Genomic DNA, 18,568 nt, shown 5'->3' with positions numbered 1-18,568 from the left:
TTAGTCCCCTTTCCGTGTGTTTATGATGTTATGGAAAATCTCTTCAACTTGATCTGTCGAGTAGTCATAGCGAAGGGCTGTTTCAACAGCATCTTCCATTGTCTGATATACGGCATCATGTTTCACTTGCTGTTTGGTTGCAGCTGCAATCTCGGCTACAAACGTTCCTTTGCCCTGAGCTGTCCGGATAAATCCATTATTCTCCAAATTTTGGTAGGCGCGCCTCGTTGTAATGATACTCACCTCCAGCTCCTTTGAGAGTGCCCGTATCGAGGGGAGGGAGGTGCCTGCAGCGAGCTGACCCCCGGCGATCAGTGCCTTCAATTGATTTTCGATTTGATGATAAATTGGTTCACGGGAGTCTTTTGATAATTCAATTGGCAGTTTCATAGAATCCCCCTTACAGGTAATCCATTTTGCGCATATGTTTTTTCATATAATGTGCCCAGTATTTAACACCGACGAATGCCAGCAAAATGGAAATCACAGAAGACAGGAGCGGCCACTTCTGTGCAGCGATAATGGTCCAGTATAGGATCCCTTGCCCGGTTATGAGATGAATGGCAGTCAGTATACCGAGATAACAGATCAAAAAAATCACCGAGTACCAGACGTCAAAAAATTTTTTGGTTGTGTCACCTGCTTCACTGGCAGGGAAAATGCTCCCAAAATAAATACTGAACGCCAGCCAAATGACCGAAAAAGCAATGTATCCACCAAGAGCCAGAACGTCCCATAATGCCGGGGTTATGGGATAAAGCATGATCAGAAAAATCACTTGAAGCGGCATTGCCAGCACGTAATAAACGAAAAATCTGCTCTTGATCAGCACATCTTCTTGGACAGGAATCATTTTCAGCATCATGACAGAAGGGCCAGCCACCATGGTTTCGTTAATAGCTTTCATTTGAAAATCCTTAGGTCTGATCCAGGCGGGCATGAAGGTGAATATTAACGTGAAGACTAAATCCTGAACGACAACCCCGTTGTTAAGGTATTCACCCATCGAGCTGGCAATCCCCATTCCGACAAGAATAATAAGTATAAATGGAGGAGGAAAAGTCCATTTAGATGCCTTAATTTCAAATTTGGCCAGCCGCCATGCCTCTTTCCAATCAGCCATGAAAATCACCTCATGTTAATAGTGTTATATTGTGTATATCTATATATACAGTATATGTGTGATGTCTGAAAAGTCAAGTGCTTCTGGAAAAAATATTGAAAAGGTGTAAAATGAGGGAAGGATATTTTGGGTTTGGCTGAAGCTGTCACAATTCCGGCTGAAGTTCACACTTTTTAGGCTGAAACTGTCACAAAAACGTTAGTCTGGTGTTAGCGGTCATAATACCATTTGCCTTATTACTTGTGCTCGGACGTTTAGGTGGAGAAGTCGTATTTACGTTCTTTGCGGCTATGTTTGTTGCCGTTATGAATGTTTTGAGCCGGAGTAAAATAGAAGATTAATCTTGAAATGGCGGGAAATATCATTGTCCATATTTCCGCCATAACTTTTTTACATAAATGTGAAATGATGAACAAATATATTCCTTAAGCGAGTTAATCATGGTATTCTGTAAGCATAATAAAGATATATCTTTAAAATTAATTGTGAAATAGTGAACAATAGTAAATATATTAAAGGAGATGGGGACAATGATTTTAGATTTTCTGCGTCATAATAGAATTATTGCTGGGGTATTGGCTTTTTTAAGGGTCTATATTGGCTATCAATGGCTGACATCGGGATTTGGGAAAATAACGAGTGGCGAATTTGATGCCAGCGGATTTATGCAAGGAGCCATTGCCAGTGCGGGGGGAGAAAATCCGGCTGTTCAAGGATGGTGGGCTGCTTTTCTCGAAGCGGTCGCACTGCCGAATGCAGAACTTTTCAGCTTCATGGTCATGTGGGGTGAACTGCTGGTAGGTGCAGCACTTATACTTGGCATTTTCACTAACTTTGCAGCATTAATGGGTATCACGATGAATTTCGCATTTTTATTCAGCGGTACTGTCAGTACGAACGCACAAATGGTGTTAATGACTGTATTCTTGATGGTTGCCGGCTATAATGCGGGGCGTTATGGATTGGATCGCTGGGTAATTCCATTTCTTAAAAATCACAATCCACGACAAAAACGTAAAAACCGTACAGTTGCTGCAGCGTAGTTACCCTAAAAAAGCTGATCTCCCATGGCGGGGATCAGCTTTTAAATGTTCATCGGATTTTTAGTCAATGATTAGCTTGTTTTGGCACCCGTAGCCTATACTCACTCCGATACGTAATCAGCCAGCACACTCTGTACTTTATAAATATTCAGCTGCTTATTAAATGTTTTTTGTACAGGTTCCGAACTTCCAGAGATCCAAATCATAAGCTCGGCTTCCAAGTCGAATGTTCCGGCCGTCTCCACAGCAAAATGTGTAATACTTTTGTATGGAATGGAATGATATTCAATTTTTTTGCCGGTAACGCCTTGTTTGTCAACCAAGATCAGGCGTTTGTTCGTAAACACCATCAGATCCCGGATCAGTTTATAGGCATGTTCCACGTTTTCTGCTGGTGATAATAATTCGTTGAGTTCTTTTTCCACTTCTTTTGTATCAGCTTCGGATGCATTCCCCATCATGCCATCGAAAATACCCATTTGATCACTCTCCATATCATTTTCTTTATTATATCAAATCGGTTAGCTCATGTATAAGTTTTCCAGTATTGCCCATACTAGTTTTGAAAAATTATCCAATATTGGAAAGGGGATTCACATATATGACAAAATGGATGCTGTTTTCCGGGCTGATATTTACCGTGCTGCTGGGCGGCTGTACAGATACAGAAGACGATATGGAAGAAACCCGAAATCATGGTACGGAGCCCGGTATCGAAACATCCGGCAGCCTGAATGACGAAACGGATAAAATTGACGTCACATTGTATGATGGGGATAAGGAAACAGTCGGGAATGTTATCATTAGACCTGTTTATAACGGCGTGAAAGTTACGTTGGAAGGTTCTGATCTGCCGCCTGGAACGCACGGCTTTCACATTCATGAAAATGGTATCTGTGAAGCGCCGGACTTCGAATCAGCCGGTGGACACTTTAACCCGACCGATGCGGGACATGGCTTTGAACATCCGGAAGGCCCGCACGCAGGTGATTTGCCAAATATAGAGGTTGACCAGGACGGGAATGTGTTTGCAGATGCACTAGCCGAGATGGTCACCCTGGAAAAAGGTGAAAATCATTCATTGCTGAAAGAAGGCGGGACAGCATTGATAATACATTCCGGTGCCGATGACTACGAATCACAGCCATCAGGTGATGCCGGTGAGCGGATAGCATGCGGGGTTATAAGTGAATGAATTTAGTTTTCAAACAGTAAAGCAAGGCCCAGGAAAATGTCTGAGTAGTATACTTACGGTGGCGAAATATAAAATTACACAATTATTTATTAGCGTACTAAGTCACATAAGATTTAGCACGCTATTTTTATTGGCATAGTAACGTTTTTACGGAAAAATTGATATTTTATCATTCGTATTAGCACAATAAATAACAAAGTGACAACAAATATTGTCATTGCCCTAAAAGTATTGATGAAACGAGTCAAAATTGCTTTGCTAAAAGACCTTTTAATTTAAATGCTATTTTAGCGTATATTATGTAAATAGAGATGCATTTTGAAAAATTCATCCAGGTATTCTGAATATTTGTGTTAAAATAAAATTAAAGATTGTAACGAATGGTCTTAATTTAAACATTGTAGGCTTCAAAGGTATTTCAACAATCGGGCCAGTTAGCGGAATAAGAAACATTTTAAACTTTCTTGGAATTAGTTCTTATTAGTGATACATTAATGATTTTTGTTGGGAGGAGTTGTATGAGTACCCTTAAAGCTATTGATTCCTTGTTTTTCGGAATTGAGGATGAAGTTACTATATACGAAGGGGATTTTGACTTAGAAAGTAAAAATAAATATTGTCATCTGAATGGGACTATTTCTTTTTCTTTTAAACCAAAGCCTTCTATTAGATTTGTTGGAGAATCTGAAGAGGTAATAATTAGTAATATTATAGAAGAAAAAAATATTACCCTACTCGTTCCTGGAATGCTACCTACCAGAGTAAGTTTAGACTTAGTGCAGAATGATTATCTAGTGAAAGGGCAAGTCCTTTACCAAATAGAAAATGATGAAGATCCATATGTGGAAAGTTACTATTCACACGTAAATAGTTTTGTTAAATATATAGGAGATTCAATTTATAGAGACAATTTTTGTTTTCGAGGTGGAATTACCATCGATTATGAAGATTGGGATATAAAACTCCATATGCGCCATGACTTTAAAGATAAAAATATTTTTTCTAAATTAGAAGATAGTGATGGACATAATATTACTCATGTTATTGAAATAAAGAAAAAGGATGGTATCAAGTTTAGAAAGAGTGAAGCTTCTAAGATAGAAGAAATATTTGTCTGGGTTTTTTGTCTTTGTGCAGGAAGACATATAGGTATGCCAATAAAGATTGGCATAAAGGGAAACGATATTGTTTATCGTAACTTTGCTGTACCTTTAATGAGTTCTTATCGTAAAGTGCCAAACTGGTTTCCTAAACAACAGGGGAAAGTTCTCAAAGATCTTTTTTATAATATTTCAGCAAAGTTTGAGGATAATTTCACAAAGAGGGTAATTAAAGAAACTATCCATTGGTATGTAGAAGCATTAAATTCAACGTTTATAGAAAATAGGGCTGTCAATGCACAAATAGCCTTAGAAAAATTATCTTACGTATTATTAACTCAGCAATCAACCAAAATCATCAGTAACAACGAATTTAAAAGCAATAGCTTCCAAGCAAACTTACAAAGGATATTGGATGAAATATCTGTTGATACACGATTAACCGGGGATTATTCTATGTTTAGTCAACATTTTGGTTCTGGTCCACACTTACTGGTGAAGTATAGAAATCACATAACTCACCCCAAGCGTAATCAAAATATAGATAGTTATTCTGCTTCCGAAAAATTCCTAATTAATCAACTGGGATTGTATTATACGGAGATGCTCTTATTATATTTAATTGGATATGGAAACGTATTTTCCAATCGACTAAATTTTCCATCATGGGAAGGTATTTATGATTCCTTGCCCTGGAAAAAATAGGAACATTTGCGTTAATCACAATAAAGGAATTAACAATAGTTCTATCATCGGGCGCTTCTGCAGTAAGAATCCTGAATTGGGCCATTTTGTTGAACAAGGAAATGAATTGGTACTAAGCATATCAAGGTGGTTTTACACGATAAAATATATTGCTTAGGGAACGTACGTTTGCTAGAATAAAGTAAACGACAGAGGGTGAGTTTAATGAGCAATTTAGTGCTTCGGAATGTGAATGAGGATGACCTTCCTATTTTTTTTAAGCATCAACGGGACAGTGAGGCAAACCAAATGGCCGCCTTTACAAGTAAGGACCCTAATGATTGGAATAGCTTCGCTGAACACTGGAACAAAATACTTACGAATAAGAATATTATTAAGCAAACTATCATTGTCGAGAACACCGTCGTTGGCCATATTGTACACTTCGAGCAGTTCGGAGAACCAGAAGTAACCTATTGGATTGGAAAGGAATACTGGGGTAAGGGAATCGCAACCAACGCTTTACAAGAATTTCTAAAACAGGTTTCAATTCGTCCACTTTATGCTCGCGCTGCAAAAGACAATACTGGATCCATAAAGGTTTTAAAAAGATGTGGGTTCATGATTTCGGGTGAAGATAGCGGGTATGCAAACGCGCGTGGTAAGGATGTTGAAGAGTTTATTCTCACCCTTAACTAAAGAAATTCAACTATAGTGTTTATTGTGTTTATTCCTTTATAGGGCGCAGTTATTGAATAAGCATTTGCCTGAAAAGGGCCATTTAACGGAATAAATTATGTTGAAATTGGATCAATTAAAAAGCGAAAGAAGGGAGGCCTTAGCTTTGGAAATTGCGCTTATTTTACTACCTGTTGTAATAGTGGGTGGGATTGCAGTATTTGTAGTTATAAGAATGAAACATAAATATAAGAAAGGCACCCTGGGTAAGAAAAAATCAAAAGGCGCTCAAAATTTATTAGACAGTTTAATACCACTTGGAATGATGATTGGTTGTACTGTTGCTGCACTTCTTAGCATATTTTTACCAATTTCCTTACTATCTACAATTGGTTTAGGAGCTGGAATAGGTTTATTATTTGGATATTTTGCTTATGAAATTTATAGCAAGAAAGGAGAAAGTTATTCGTAAATAGTTATCTTCCAGAAAAGGCGCCATTCTGGAATAAGAATTGCTTTCTCTTCTTATGAGAATGGGCAAGTTTCCGGATTAGGACTATGTTAAAATTTTAAATAGGTCGTTTATCAAAACCAATAGTTAAAGGGGATATTGAAAATGCCGCGGTCAGATATTATCTCGTTATTAATAATAATTGCACTTGTGTGTTGGTGCTTTACTTTAATACGTGAAAACAGTATTTTAAAAAGAGAAAACGCCAAGCTTCTGGAGAATACCGGGGCATATGAAGATATTAAAAATGAAGCAAATGAAATATTAAAAACTTCAACTGAAGTAAAGACTGTTAAATCATTAAGAGAGAAATATGGTTTGTCATTGATAGATGCGAAAAAAATTGTTGACTCAGTAAGATAGTGTTGATCTACAGGAAACGGACGTATCCGCAAATCAAGAATGAAAAGCTTTGGGTTTTAAAATGAAAGGTCAGGGAGTGCAATGAATATCGCAATATTCCTGGGGTCATTATTAGGTTTACAATTCGTTAGTGCTTTGATATATACTGGAATATTATTTTTAATTATATGGGTTACTGGGAAATGTTTAAATCGGGATGAAACTAAATGGAGCAGGATATTTAATTTTGGAAAGGGTACCGGACTTTATGTCTTTATGATTACCCCTTATATAATTGCACTGATTGCATTATTTTTTATCAGCAGGGCTTGGTTTGATTTTATCAGTTTCCCAAACATAATCCTCAGTTCAATTTTCGTTGTAATATTTTGTGCCTTAATTGCAATTTACCCATTTTTTAAATTAAAGGATTCAATAATTAAGAATGCTTAAGAGTGTGTATAAAATCGTTATTCACCAAACGGGCGTTTTCGCCTAATAAGGGTTAGCGTCAGTATCGCATATAAAGGCCATTTTCTGGAATAACAGTTGTGTAAAAAGGGACTGACTATAGCATGGAAGAACAAATACCAGATAAGAATTTATTTATGATGTGCCGTAAATTAGATAACGATGCCACAAGAGAATTACCGAGGGGTGTTCATGTACGTTATTGCAGAAAAAATGAGTTAGATATTTGGAAGGCATTGCACTTTGATACGCCTGAATTAGCAACGAAATACTACGACTTTATGACAGAGTATTTTAACGATATATATTTACCAAAAGGAGATTTGTTTTTCCAGCGATGTATGTTTGTCTGTGATCAGGATGATCAGCCTATAGGAACTTGTTTTTTATGGAAATCTTACAACTCGATATGGACTTTGCATTGGTTTAAGGTCTTGAAAGGTTATGAGGGGGAAGGTATAGGTAAGGCGCTACTTTCAATTGTTATGAAGAGCTTACCAGAAGATGAATATCCGATATTTCTGCATACTCAGCCAGAAAGTTACCGAGCAATTAAACTATATTCTGATTTCGGGTTTTGCTTATTGTCAGACTCTGTAATAGGCAACAGGCAAAATGATTTAGATGAGTGCTTGCCTGTATTGCAGAGATATATGCCACGATCAGATTTTGAAAAGCTAAAGATTACCCGTGCACCTCAGTTTTTCCTAGACGCCGTTTGCAGTACAAACATAAATGAATTTTAATTAGAATTTCCGCAAACGGCGCAGTAATCGAATAAGATAGCGTACTTTCTGAATAGGCAACAAAAGCATATTTGAGGTGATGTAAGTGTCTATAAAGGGGCTCAATCATTTTTTATTTTCGGTTTCTGATTTAGAAAAATCCATTGAGTTTTATCAAAACGTATTTGATGCAAGACTGCTTGTTAAAGGGAGAAATACTGCATATTTCGATATGAACGGTATGTGGCTGGCGCTTAATGTAGAGAAGGATATTCCTCGTAATGAAATAACCCAATCATACACCCATATAGCTTTTTCAATAGATGAGACAGAATTTGATAGCATATACCAGAAATTAAAGGATTTGAATGTAAATATTTTATCCGGTCGTCCGAGAAATGAAAGGGATAAGAAGTCTATTTACTTCGCTGATCCGGATGGCCATAAGTTTGAATTCCATACTGGTACTCTACAAGATCGATTAGATTATTATAGGCAAGAGAAATCGCATATGGAGTTTTATGATTAAAATTCTCTTTATTCCATCACCGGGCGCCTATCTGGAATAAGGATTGGCGTCTTATCTTGCAAAAATGGGCCATTTAATTTTTGAGGGAGGTATTTATTATTTATCTGTTATCTTCTATTGGAGGATGGCATCTGGGAGATGTGGCATTCCAGTTAGTGTTTCTTGTTTTTTGGATAGTAATTATTGTCTTGATTGTGTCAGCTTTTCGCTCACTTTCAAAACGATCTAAGCAGATGGATAGAATTGAAAAGAAATTAGACGCTGTGAGCGAGCAGGTTAAAAAGAATAATTAATTGTTCCGTTAAAGGGCGCACTTCTTGAATAAGAGCCGCCATAATGGCTTCATTGATATTGGTCATTTATCGAAAGAATTATGCTAATATTGAATCACGATATACTGTTTCATTGAAAGGAGTGAATTTGTTGGAATATAAACAAGTTGATGATTGCTTTATAGTTGCTAACCCCAAGGATTTGCTTTCCGCGTTAAAGAACAAAGAAGATTATATTATAATTCAGGAAGACTATAAAAAAGAGTTCGAGAAAAATACTCAATTGCCGCCTACGGAAACAGAAGAAATGGCCTTTCAACTAGGATTCCGTGGATGGGCTGGCATTTTGGGAGGAATATTTTTTCATATTAACAATTTCTTTAGCAAAGGCAGTAAGCAACAAAAGAAAATTGACAGCAAGATCCGCAAATACAACGTTAAAAAATTGAATGAAGATGAAATTCACCTGTACTTGCGTCAATTGGAATATTAAATTATCTGGTGCAAATCGAATAAGAATGTGCTATCTTTAGGATGATTACTTTCGAACATAAAGGGGGGCTTGTTTCTTGACCAAGGGATTACTTCACCATATTGAGATATACGTCTCGGATTCGAAAAGGTCAGCTGAATTTTGGGGCTGGTTCCTTGAAGAACTCGGATACAATGCTTTTCAGAAATGGGATGGTGGACAAAGTTGGAAATTAGGCGACACCTATATCGTCTTTGTGCAAACTGAGGAAAGGTTTCGGGATGTTCCATATCATAGGTGTCGGGTTGGTCTTAATCATTTAGCATTTCACGCAGATTCACGGCAACAGGTCGATGAAATGACTGAAACACTAAATAATAAAGGAATTAATATTCTCTATAAAGATAAGCACCCATTTGCCGGGGGTGAAGACCATTATGCCCTTTATTTCGAGGACCCTGACAGAATAAAAGTAGAGCTTGTTGCACCGTGAACAGTATTGCCTTTTAGTAAAAAAGTATTAACGGACAATGTTCCTTTATCGGGCGCCATTCCGGAATAAGACTTGGCGCCCTTCCCATACATAAGAACTATTTAATGGCATATGAGGCAATTACTCCAAATCGTTTAAGATAAGGGAGAAATCGATATGTTTTTAGCACACCCAGCAATGGATTTAAAAAAGAAATATATTGATTTTTACCAAGAGTGGAAAGAAAGCAGAGAGGAAATGATACCTTTCGTAATTAAAAGGAATCCAGAAGACTTTCAATCAATGCTGGACTATTTATCTAATTGCGAAAAGGGAACAGAACCACCAGAAAATTGGATACCAGAAAGCTCCACATATTGGTTAATAGATAATAACGAAATGATCGGTGTCGTAAATATTCGTCACCGCCTAACAGAACCTTTGTTTAAAGCTGGCGGTCATATCGGGTACGGTATTAGACCTTCAAAAAGAAAAAATGGATATGCGACTCAAATCCTCTCATTGGCCTTGGAAAAATCAAAGGAATTGAATTTGGAAAAGGTGCTTTTAGTATGTAATTCAACTAATGCACCGTCAAAAAAGGTTATATTAAATAACGGCGGGATAAGCGATAAGGATTTTATTGACGAGCAGAATAATATCCTAAAAAGATACTGGATTGAACTTAAATAAAATGTGTCCTTTTTTAAATAAACGGGCGCCTTTCTGGAATAAGTGTTGCCAGAGGGAGGGAAAATTAATTGAAGTTATCGTGGATTTTCTGGTGGATAGTAAGTATCTTCTGGATGATACTTTTTGTTGTGGGTACAGTTTTTGTTTGGACGAGAGAAGTAGATGGTTCAGGTGCTGTTCAAACGCCCGAGACTAAACTACTATCATTTATTGTTTTATTGTTTGCATTTTTGTTCCCGGCAATAATTCAGGTTATATGGCTAATTATTAACTTAGTAATAAACAATAACAAAAAATCCAGTATTCAACAGTAAGTAAAAGTATTTATAAGTATATTTAATTTGCCAAAAACGGGCGCTAATCTGGAATAATTGTTGAAGAATTAAACGACCACCTGCTTTAGCAGGTAGTCGTTTAAGTTAATCTTTAGATAAACGATCTCCCGGTTTTACGTCTTCTTTAAGTTTAAAAGAAAGTATGAATCCCAAAATAGCTGCGATTCCCGCTGCGATAAAGGAAACATTCACGCCATGAATAAGCCCCGATACTGTCTCATCTGGTATGGCAGCTGTAGACATGATGGTAACAAGAACTGCCGTACCGATCGAACCGGCAATTTGACGGAATGTGTTATTCATCGCTGTCCCGTGCGGAATCAGTTGGTCCGGCAACTGATTCAAGGCTAAGGTTGTCATAGGCATCATGACCATTGCGATGGAAATCATGCGAATACCATTCATGGTTGCCAGATATGTGAAGCTTGTATCCATGGATAAATTCGTGAATGCGAAAGTTGTCAACGCTAATAGCAAAAGGCCTCCCCGAGCAAGCCATTTCCCCCCGAATTTATCAAAAAGATAACCGGTGATCGGGTTCGAAAAGCCCATAATAATTGCTCCGGGTAACAACACAAGTCCGGATTTAAGTGCTGAGAATCCAATCATATTCTGCATGTATAACGGCAGAATGACATTTGTTCCAATCATCGCAGCGAAGACGACCATCCCAAGCCCAGTCGCCAAAGTAAAAGTGCCATGTTTGAACACCCTGAATTCGAGAAGTGGCTCTTTCAGTTTCAATTGTCTTGTAATGAACAGGTAGAGAGAAACGATGCCGATCACAATGGATAATATGACTTGAAGGCTGAGCCATCCCGCGTTACCAGCGGTGCTGAATCCGTATAAAAGTCCGCCAAATCCAATTGTCGAAAGAATGACGGATAGTATATCCAAGCTTGGGTTCTTTTGTTCCGTTACATTTCTGAGTAAGAAGTAAGCCGCTATAATATCTAAAACGGCGATTGGCAGTATAACATAAAACACACTGCGCCACGGGAAGTGATCAACGAGAAAGCCCGAAAGACTCGGACCGATGGCCGGGGCGAATGCGATAACAAGTCCGAACAGTCCCATCGCTGTACCTCTTCTGTGTACTGGAAAGGTAAGAAACAAAATGGTTTGCATGAGTGGCATCATAATGCCAGCTCCTGATGCTTGTAATACACGCCCGGCCATTAAGAATGTAAAATTCGGTGAAATCGCAGCAACAAGGGTTCCTGTGGCGAACAATCCCATTGCAGTTAGAAATAGCTTTCGTGTAGTGAATTTTTCAATTAAAAAAGCCGTAACTGGAATCATAATCCCGTTTACGAGCATAAAAACGGATTGCAGCCATTGTGCTGTACTCTCACTTAAATTGAGATCTTGCATGATGGGTGGGAGCGCAGTACCAAGAAGTGTCTGATTTAAAATGGTAATGAAAGCGCCTGATAATAACACCGCAAAAAGCGGGACATATTTTTTCCAATTAAACGTTTCTGTGTTTGACATGACATACCATCTTCCTTGCAGTAAAATTTCATTGCAGATGCAATCGAGATTCCTAATTCTTTCCTATAGAAATTTTGGCCTGTTTGCGTTATTTCATGAGCCATATTCAGACTTTTTTATTTAGTAGTATGTTGCCTGCAAAACGGTCTCAATGCGATGAACCAAGGGGTGGCATTCCTTGATTTCCGTCAAGTACAACAATAGGGCTTTAATGAGAAATCTCCTTGGTTCGTTTTCATTAATCTCTTCTTGTAAAGATTGAACGGCAGATATTGATTCTTGTTGGATTTCTCTAGGCATTGATAATCGTTCAATCTTCCCACGAAGTTCTTCCAAAAGTTTTTGGATTTGTTCCTGGGGCGATTCATATTGTTGGTCCGGTTCAAACGCTTCGTATTCTTCCATTTCTTGAGAAGTTAAGATGGGTTCAACGTCCGATGTGTGGTGGATCATTGTATCAAATCGTTCTACGACAAAGCGGGCAGCAACTTGAAAATCAATGTCCTTATTTTCATGAATGGCCAAAGTCGTATATTCCCTCAATGCCCCCTGAAACATGATGACAAGATCCCAGATATAGGGTTCCACCCGGCTTCCATAGGCTTCCATCAGGCAGTCCTTATACCAATTCATCATTGTCACTCTGATTTTTTTCATAAGCCATGGAATTCTTGGATTGTCATGAGGGGGCATTGCCCGAAGCAGCATCGTCATAAAATTCCTATTATCACGAATGCCGTCAAATTGTACAGCAATTTTTTTGATGAGCTTTTCTTTTGGGGACGAAAAGGATTCAAGACTGATGTTCACAGCCTTTTGTAAGACTTTATTTTGATTGTGTTCAATGACTTGGATCAAAAGTTCTTCTTTAGAATTAAAAATGTTATACAATGATCCCTTTGAAATTTTGCAGTCATCAGCAATTTCCTGAACGGATGTGGCGAAATATCCTTTTTCCGAAAAAAGATGGATAGCCGACTGCATAATTTCTTCTTTCTTCCTCGTCATTCCGCACGCACCTCTTATGTAACACGAAGTATTTATGCCTTGGATTCGAATAGTTGGTTAAATACATTATAGACAACGCATATTTTTCCGTTTATTTTTGGATTTTAACATCCTAAATTTCGTTGTTCATCATATGACTATTTGGTCATAAATGACTATACGGTCAAAAACTAAATATATTGTAATTGACTGGGTGGTTTTACGTCAACCATCGAGTTTTTATTTAAGCGGAAAAAATAGTTCCCGAATAGGGCCATTTAACGGAGTAAGGCGTATTGAACTAACGAAACAAAGAGGTTAATAAAGAGCACCAGTGGGAGGTATAGTATGCGGAATGATACATTTAATAAATTAATATTTTTGGTTCAGTGTTAGGAGTTATTGGACTAATATTAATTTTCTCCAGCAATAATTTGGGAGCTTCCTTAGCAGATGGTTGGCTGGCAAAATATGATTATGCTGACAATTTGACATACGAATTTAAAGTAACAGCAAATACAAATAACTTTTTAGTAACTGGTGGCATACTATTTGGAATCGGTCTTGCTACTATTCTCCTTCAAAATGCTAAATATTAAAGAATAGGTAAGAGGTACTTGATTTTACAGTTTTTTTATTCACCACTATTCACCAATCGGGCTGCGATAACCGAATAAATATGTGCCGCAATACGGCCATTTTGCGGAATAAGAAAGTATTTGATTATTCGTTTTTTCGGTTTATTAGCTCCAAAAGAAGACGAATAGCAAGCATAAAGCAAAAAATACTTAAAGGTGTATATGTCCAGTGCCAGTTTACAAACTCAATAAGATGGGTGTATTTTAATAAAATAATTTCAGAAATGGTTAAACCTAATGTGTACAGGGCACATTGGAAAATGATACCCGACAAATTTGAACGATAGGACGTTTGATAAAAGTAAATTCCAATAACCGGAAACAAAAAGATCTCGTAAAGGTTACCTGTATCAAAATTATTGCTTAGTTTGGGATATTTGATCAAATTTAAGTCTACAACGATTTTACCTATAATGTTTGCAAAATAAGCGGTCAGAAGAAAGGAAAGCAGCCAATTTTTTATAGGCTGTTTTCTTAAACTAAAGATAAAAAGTGCAATACCAAGTATCAAAGAAAACCACAAAATTACTTTATCCATTGGGGTCAGTACCTCCTTTTTCCAGAGTGCTTATATTACTATCCCTCATTTTCGTTCTTTAAATAATCGGGCGCTTTTCTCTAATAAGGGATAGCGCCAGCATCTACTTAATCAGAGCGTTATCTTGAATAAACGCTGTCCAGCAGAATTGGACAAGGTTGTTGACCGGGATATGTTAGGATGAGTTAGAATAAGAATTACCCGATTCTGAAAGGAAGCATATGACGCATGTACTAATTCTTGGTGCTAACGGGCAAATTGCACGTTATGCCATCGATTTATTCCTGAACGAAGCCGATGTACATTTGACGCTATATCTGCGTAACGTAGACAGACTGGGAAAACTTGGGTCTGACCGTGTACGCATAATTGAAGGGGATTCACTTTTATTCGGAAGATAATAGCCAAAATACCCGCCTACAGCACCACCAAATAATAAATAACCTGGAAAATATCCCTTAATGAGCCACAAAATTCATTACCCCCTACGTAAATGCAGACCCTCCATGAAAATTTTTATTTCTTCAGCTCTTCCGCGAGGTTACTTGAATAAGCAAAGCGCATCACCGTTTCACCAGTAATGCATAACTGTCGCTCATTCCTCTACGCCCGTCAGTTCAAACGACCGTACAACATTTAAATAACTGTCAAGCAATTCATCATACTCAAGAGCTTCAAAGGCGATATCAAACGTGATTTCGTACACATGTCCGTCAACTTCCTTTAAAAACCAGTACTCTTCATAGCCGTCAAATTCGACGCGTATAGCGGTGGTGAATACACCTGTATTAAAGTCATCATCATCATGCAAGTAGGTGATCGACCGCGCGTGGTCATGCTGAAATGCAACAAAATCATCAAGCGATTTATTTCGCATTTCTTTTTCCCGGTTTCTGGCATTCTCTTCTTTTTCGACTCGAATGACTAATTCGGAACTCCTTAACGTAAAGTGCTCTTTTTCAATGTCTTCCTCGTAAAGTGTGCCAAATGTATAACGATATGGATGGTACACTGGGAAAGAATGCCTGAATGTCGCGGCTTCTGGAATTTCAAAGGAATAGCCTGCTCTTGGATAACTGCCTTTAAGATTCTCTAGTGGCTCATAGGACAAATGTGTCGGTTCATCCAACACAGGATTATCCTCAAATTCATCTTCGTTATACGTGATCGTCTGAAGAGAGGCAAACATGTTCTCAACCAGCTCTTCATTCTCTGTGCCTGGAACCGATAATGCAGCTATAAGATAGTCTTCCTCGGCTTCCCCAACGAATTGGTAACGATTGACGTCTTGGTCTCCTTCGCTTTTAATCATATATGTAAAAGGCTCTATATCATATTCTTCATTGGTATAAACGCTTGGGTCCGTTTCGTCCCTCTCTATTAGTCTGTCTTTAATAGCTTCGACTTGCTCCCCCGATTCCTCTTCACCCGTTTGCTTGATGTCATCCCTGATCTCCTGGACTTCCTCATCTGTAAAATCATCGGTAAAGTAGTCAGGATCACTGGCATACATCAGATTATAGGCATATTTATTGATTGGTTTAACCTCCAGGGTTGGTACGTGTTTTTCGAGGTCTTCTTGCGTTGTCTCAAGTTCAAACGGATATTCACTAACTGAAGGCTCATGCCAAAAGTACATATGCTCTGCAGATGTTCCGCTTTCATATTTTGAAACCATTTCAAATGATCCATCCATCGTAATTTGATAAGAATTTGGCAGTACCCATTCCCTTTTATCATGCTGGTCTTGTTCGAAACCATAAGTGGTACCGTCTATCCCATCGGCCGAACAAGCAGCCAGAAATAATAATCCAATTAAAAAAAGCCTTGCCATCTTCATTGCTTCCCCCCTATTTAAGTTAATCTTGTGCATTGTAACATTTTCGATTACTTTCATGTATAGAAAAAAAGGTATTGGGATTATCGTTTGGAAAGTATAATAAATTAATTTACAGCCTCCCTTGGAATTCATTCTTATTTTGGGGAATCTATCTGTTTAGTATGGCTGAGACCATGTTCTTATGGACAAAACTGGCAATGAAGCCCCCTGAAACGTCAGAGAGAGCGCTTATCACTGACCAAATGAAGGGAAAAACCAGCCGAAACGTCAGAGAGAGCGCTTATCACGGACGAAACGAAGGGGAAAATCGGTCGAAACGTCAGAGAGACGCTTATCACTGATAAAACGAAGGGAAAAACCAGCCGAAACGTCAGAGAGAACGCTTATCACGGACAAAACGAAGGGGGAAACCAGTCGAAACGTCAGAGAGAGCGCTTATCACGACCAAAACGAAGGGGAAAATCGGTCGAAACGTCAGAGAGAACGCTTATCACTGACAAAACGAAGGGAAAAACCAGCCGAAACGTCGGAGAGAGCGCTTATCACTGACGAAATGAAGGGAAAAACCAGCCGAAACGTCAGAGAGAACGCTTATCACTGACCAAACGAAGGGAAAACCGGGCGAAACGTCAGAGAGAACGCTTATCACGGACCAAACGAAGGGGGAAACCAGTCGAAACGTCAGAGAGAACGATTTCGATTTTGAATCGTGTTGTTTTTTCTTGTTTGTTCCCGCTGGATAAACCGTTAGGACAAAGCTTCCAGGGCTTTAAGGTTGTCTGTTATACTGGAAAATAACATATTAAATTTGAGCAGGTGTTCGCTTGGAGTCAATTGTTTTATTTACCGTTATTATACTGGTTGCTTCTCTTTTGCAGACGAGTACGGGCTTTGGCTTTTCAATTATGGCCACACCATTTCTCCTGTTGCTGTTTGAACCACGGGAGGCCATCCAGATTAATCTGATATTATCACTCGTCATTTCAGCATCACTCATTATGAAAATCAGGCAAGATATCGAGATCGGCGTTTTAAAGCGTTTTATAATGGGAAGTCTGGCTGGTTTGCCGGTCGGTATTATCACATTTTTGATGCTTGATATGACACTGCTGAAGCTTGGCGTCAGTGTGCTGATCCTGGTTCTGACGGTACTGCTGACACTGAACTTCCGGATTCGCGGGTCGCAAAAACGCGATCTGGCAGCAGGCGGGCTTTCGGGTGCGTTCACAACGAGTATCGGCATGCCCGGCCCCCCGTTATTGCTGTACTTTTCCGGTACTGACACCATTAAGGAAAAATTGCGCGGTACAACATTGGCATTTTATTTGTGGATTTATGCGATCAGTTTGATTATCCAGATTGTGTTTGCCGGGACATCAGCAGAGATTTGGAAATCGAGCGCGGCAGGCTTGCCATTTGTTATCGTTGGGCTGTTTCTGGGACAAATTCTTTTTCGGTGGATTAATCAGGAACTGTTCCGCAAATTAACGTATATACTGTTGTTTTTCACTGGTGTGTACCTGTTTTTGCAGCAAATTTAGCCGCTCTATTATAGGTGGAGAGCGCAAAACGCCAAACTTCTCAGTGTTTTCGCCAAAGTTGACGTCAAAAACGCCAAAGTTGATTTCAAAAACGCCAAAGTTCACGTCAAATTCGCCAAAGTTCTCATCAAAATCCAGAAACGCCGAAGATCACATCAAAATCCAAATTCGCTAATTTACATCAAAAAAGCCAAAAAGTGAAAAAGTTAGTCCTCTCACTCCTATAATCGTATCCAGTATGAAAAAAGTGACATAAATTTAATAAAAAATTTACCTTATCACGCCCCCTTTTCCACTTTAGTTTCGATTGTAGGGGTGAAAGGAGGTGGTCAATATGGCTGTAGCACATAAAGTCAATTCACGATTGACGTTAATATTGGATGATGGGGATGATTTGATGACAGGCGATACAATTTTTAAATCAAAAAGTTTCAACAATGTGAAGCCGGATGCAACAGCAGATCAATTGTATGCGATCGCAACAGCTGTTGCCGGACTTCAGGAGCGGCCGCTTTACAATGTCGAACGTAAAGATGACTACGAAATCACACAGGATTAATGCTGGCATGCATACTCATGAAAAACGGTCGAGTCGTATTCGGGATTGAGTGAGCGTCCTAATAAAAAATCCAACTCGGAGGAGGTCATGTCAGTGGAAACCTGGGTATCTTTTGTGACGGAGGTTGGTTTTCCAATCATGGTGACATTTTATTTGCTGCACCGGATTGAAGGCAAATTGAACGACCTGATCGAATCTATCCACGCACTTCCGGAAAAAATGAAATAACTCTAATAATGGACAACTTCAGCATATGCTGGAGTTTTTCCGGATGGGGCAAATACTATGACTATCAAATGATTGTCATAGAAATGTTTACAATCTAC

25 protein-coding genes are annotated in these 18,568 nt (G+C 38.6%); 18 read left to right on the top strand and 7 right to left on the bottom strand.

The window, feature by feature from the left end; genetic code table 11:
* Complete coding sequence (locus Len3610_RS14340; RefSeq protein WP_176448560.1) at positions 1–390, bottom strand: GntR family transcriptional regulator; 390 nt, start codon at positions 388–390, stop codon at positions 1–3.
* A gap of 10 nt (positions 391–400) precedes the next feature.
* Entirely contained in the window at positions 401–1,123 is a 723-nt protein-coding gene (locus tag Len3610_RS14335; protein WP_176448559.1) for a hypothetical protein, read from the bottom strand.
* A gap of 206 nt (positions 1,124–1,329) precedes the next feature.
* Here Len3610_RS14335 and Len3610_RS21155 point away from each other — a divergent pair, with 206 nt between their 5' ends.
* Positions 1,330–1,464, top strand: a complete 135-nt coding sequence (locus Len3610_RS21155; RefSeq protein WP_255259633.1) for a hypothetical protein — start codon at positions 1,330–1,332, stop codon at positions 1,462–1,464.
* 189 nt (positions 1,465–1,653) lie between these two features.
* The gene (locus Len3610_RS14330) at positions 1,654–2,166 is read left to right on the top strand and encodes a DoxX family protein (protein ID WP_176448558.1); all 513 of its coding nucleotides are present in this window, start codon (positions 1,654–1,656) and stop codon (positions 2,164–2,166) included.
* A gap of 101 nt (positions 2,167–2,267) precedes the next feature.
* Here the strand turns inward: Len3610_RS14330 and Len3610_RS14325 are convergent, their stop codons facing one another.
* On the bottom strand, positions 2,268–2,645 hold the full coding sequence (locus tag Len3610_RS14325) for a PH domain-containing protein (protein ID WP_176448557.1): 378 nt from the start codon (positions 2,643–2,645) through the stop codon (positions 2,268–2,270).
* Between the two features lie 122 nt (positions 2,646–2,767).
* On the opposite strand from Len3610_RS14325, the gene Len3610_RS14320 reads away from it, so the two are divergent.
* The 12 genes from Len3610_RS14320 (at position 2,768) to Len3610_RS14265 (ending at position 10,624) form a co-directional block, all read left to right on the top strand.
* On the top strand, positions 2,768–3,361 hold the full coding sequence (locus Len3610_RS14320; protein WP_176448556.1) for a superoxide dismutase family protein: 594 nt from the start codon (positions 2,768–2,770) through the stop codon (positions 3,359–3,361).
* Positions 3,362–3,879: 518 nt separating this feature from the next.
* A complete protein-coding gene (locus Len3610_RS14315) occupies positions 3,880–5,166 on the top strand; it encodes a YopA family protein (RefSeq protein ID WP_176448555.1) in 1,287 nt (428 codons plus the stop codon).
* Positions 5,167–5,370: 204 nt separating this feature from the next.
* A complete protein-coding gene (locus Len3610_RS14310) occupies positions 5,371–5,844 on the top strand; it encodes a GNAT family N-acetyltransferase (protein WP_038246276.1) in 474 nt (157 codons plus the stop codon).
* 145 nt (positions 5,845–5,989) lie between these two features.
* Positions 5,990–6,295, top strand: a complete 306-nt coding sequence (locus Len3610_RS14305) for a hypothetical protein (protein ID WP_176448554.1) — start codon at positions 5,990–5,992, stop codon at positions 6,293–6,295.
* Positions 6,296–6,439: 144 nt separating this feature from the next.
* Positions 6,440–6,697 (top strand): hypothetical protein, encoded by a 258-nt coding sequence (locus tag Len3610_RS14300; protein ID WP_176448553.1) that lies wholly within the window; start codon positions 6,440–6,442, stop codon positions 6,695–6,697.
* A gap of 81 nt (positions 6,698–6,778) precedes the next feature.
* Complete coding sequence (locus Len3610_RS14295) at positions 6,779–7,129, top strand: hypothetical protein (protein WP_176448552.1); 351 nt, start codon at positions 6,779–6,781, stop codon at positions 7,127–7,129.
* A gap of 122 nt (positions 7,130–7,251) precedes the next feature.
* Complete coding sequence (locus Len3610_RS14290) at positions 7,252–7,893, top strand: GNAT family N-acetyltransferase (protein WP_176448551.1); 642 nt, start codon at positions 7,252–7,254, stop codon at positions 7,891–7,893.
* Positions 7,894–7,978: 85 nt separating this feature from the next.
* On the top strand, positions 7,979–8,401 hold the full coding sequence (gene fosM, locus Len3610_RS14285) for a FosM family fosfomycin resistance protein (protein WP_176448550.1): 423 nt from the start codon (positions 7,979–7,981) through the stop codon (positions 8,399–8,401).
* A gap of 423 nt (positions 8,402–8,824) precedes the next feature.
* Positions 8,825–9,166 carry a hypothetical protein gene (locus Len3610_RS14280; RefSeq protein ID WP_176448549.1) on the top strand — a complete coding sequence of 114 codons (342 nt, stop codon included), beginning with the start codon at positions 8,825–8,827 and terminating at the stop codon, positions 9,164–9,166.
* 76 nt (positions 9,167–9,242) lie between these two features.
* On the top strand, positions 9,243–9,638 hold the full coding sequence (locus Len3610_RS14275) for a VOC family protein (RefSeq protein WP_176448548.1): 396 nt from the start codon (positions 9,243–9,245) through the stop codon (positions 9,636–9,638).
* 150 nt (positions 9,639–9,788) lie between these two features.
* The gene (locus Len3610_RS14270) at positions 9,789–10,310 is read left to right on the top strand and encodes a GNAT family N-acetyltransferase (RefSeq protein ID WP_176449692.1); all 522 of its coding nucleotides are present in this window, start codon (positions 9,789–9,791) and stop codon (positions 10,308–10,310) included.
* 68 nt (positions 10,311–10,378) lie between these two features.
* Positions 10,379–10,624 (top strand): DUF3923 family protein, encoded by a 246-nt coding sequence (locus tag Len3610_RS14265; protein WP_176448547.1) that lies wholly within the window; start codon positions 10,379–10,381, stop codon positions 10,622–10,624.
* A 105-nt stretch (positions 10,625–10,729) separates the two neighbouring features.
* Here the strand turns inward: Len3610_RS14265 and Len3610_RS14260 are convergent, their stop codons facing one another.
* The 3 genes from Len3610_RS14260 to Len3610_RS14250 all read right to left on the bottom strand — a co-directional run bounded on the left by Len3610_RS14260 (position 10,730) and on the right by Len3610_RS14250 (position 14,302).
* The gene (locus tag Len3610_RS14260) at positions 10,730–12,139 is read right to left on the bottom strand and encodes an MDR family MFS transporter (RefSeq protein ID WP_176448546.1); all 1,410 of its coding nucleotides are present in this window, start codon (positions 12,137–12,139) and stop codon (positions 10,730–10,732) included.
* Between the two features lie 120 nt (positions 12,140–12,259).
* A complete protein-coding gene (locus tag Len3610_RS14255; protein WP_255259913.1) occupies positions 12,260–13,123 on the bottom strand; it encodes a TetR/AcrR family transcriptional regulator in 864 nt (287 codons plus the stop codon).
* A 726-nt stretch (positions 13,124–13,849) separates the two neighbouring features.
* The gene (locus tag Len3610_RS14250) at positions 13,850–14,302 is read right to left on the bottom strand and encodes a CBO0543 family protein (protein WP_176448544.1); all 453 of its coding nucleotides are present in this window, start codon (positions 14,300–14,302) and stop codon (positions 13,850–13,852) included.
* Between the two features lie 221 nt (positions 14,303–14,523).
* On the opposite strand from Len3610_RS14250, the gene Len3610_RS14245 reads away from it, so the two are divergent.
* Positions 14,524–14,703, top strand: a complete 180-nt coding sequence (locus Len3610_RS14245) for an NAD(P)H-binding protein (protein ID WP_255259632.1) — start codon at positions 14,524–14,526, stop codon at positions 14,701–14,703.
* Between the two features lie 194 nt (positions 14,704–14,897).
* On the opposite strand, the gene Len3610_RS14240 is transcribed toward Len3610_RS14245, so the two are convergent.
* Entirely contained in the window at positions 14,898–16,142 is a 1,245-nt protein-coding gene (locus tag Len3610_RS14240) for a hypothetical protein (protein WP_176448543.1), read from the bottom strand.
* 824 nt (positions 16,143–16,966) lie between these two features.
* Here Len3610_RS14240 and Len3610_RS14235 point away from each other — a divergent pair.
* The 3 genes from Len3610_RS14235 (at position 16,967) to Len3610_RS14225 (ending at position 18,470) form a co-directional block, all read left to right on the top strand.
* Positions 16,967–17,683 carry a sulfite exporter TauE/SafE family protein gene (locus Len3610_RS14235; RefSeq protein WP_176448542.1) on the top strand — a complete coding sequence of 239 codons (717 nt, stop codon included), beginning with the start codon at positions 16,967–16,969 and terminating at the stop codon, positions 17,681–17,683.
* A 334-nt stretch (positions 17,684–18,017) separates the two neighbouring features.
* Positions 18,018–18,242, top strand: a complete 225-nt coding sequence (locus Len3610_RS14230) for a DUF1659 domain-containing protein (RefSeq protein WP_176448541.1) — start codon at positions 18,018–18,020, stop codon at positions 18,240–18,242.
* 93 nt (positions 18,243–18,335) lie between these two features.
* Positions 18,336–18,470 (top strand): YvrJ family protein, encoded by a 135-nt coding sequence (locus Len3610_RS14225; protein WP_176448540.1) that lies wholly within the window; start codon positions 18,336–18,338, stop codon positions 18,468–18,470.
* Positions 18,471–18,568: the final 98 nt, after the last annotated feature.

It is taken from the genome of Lentibacillus sp. CBA3610 (assembly GCF_013373365.1).
Taxonomy (GTDB): domain Bacteria; phylum Bacillota; class Bacilli; order Bacillales; family Amphibacillaceae; genus Lentibacillus.
This window is presented reverse-complemented; position numbering and strand designations above follow the sequence as displayed.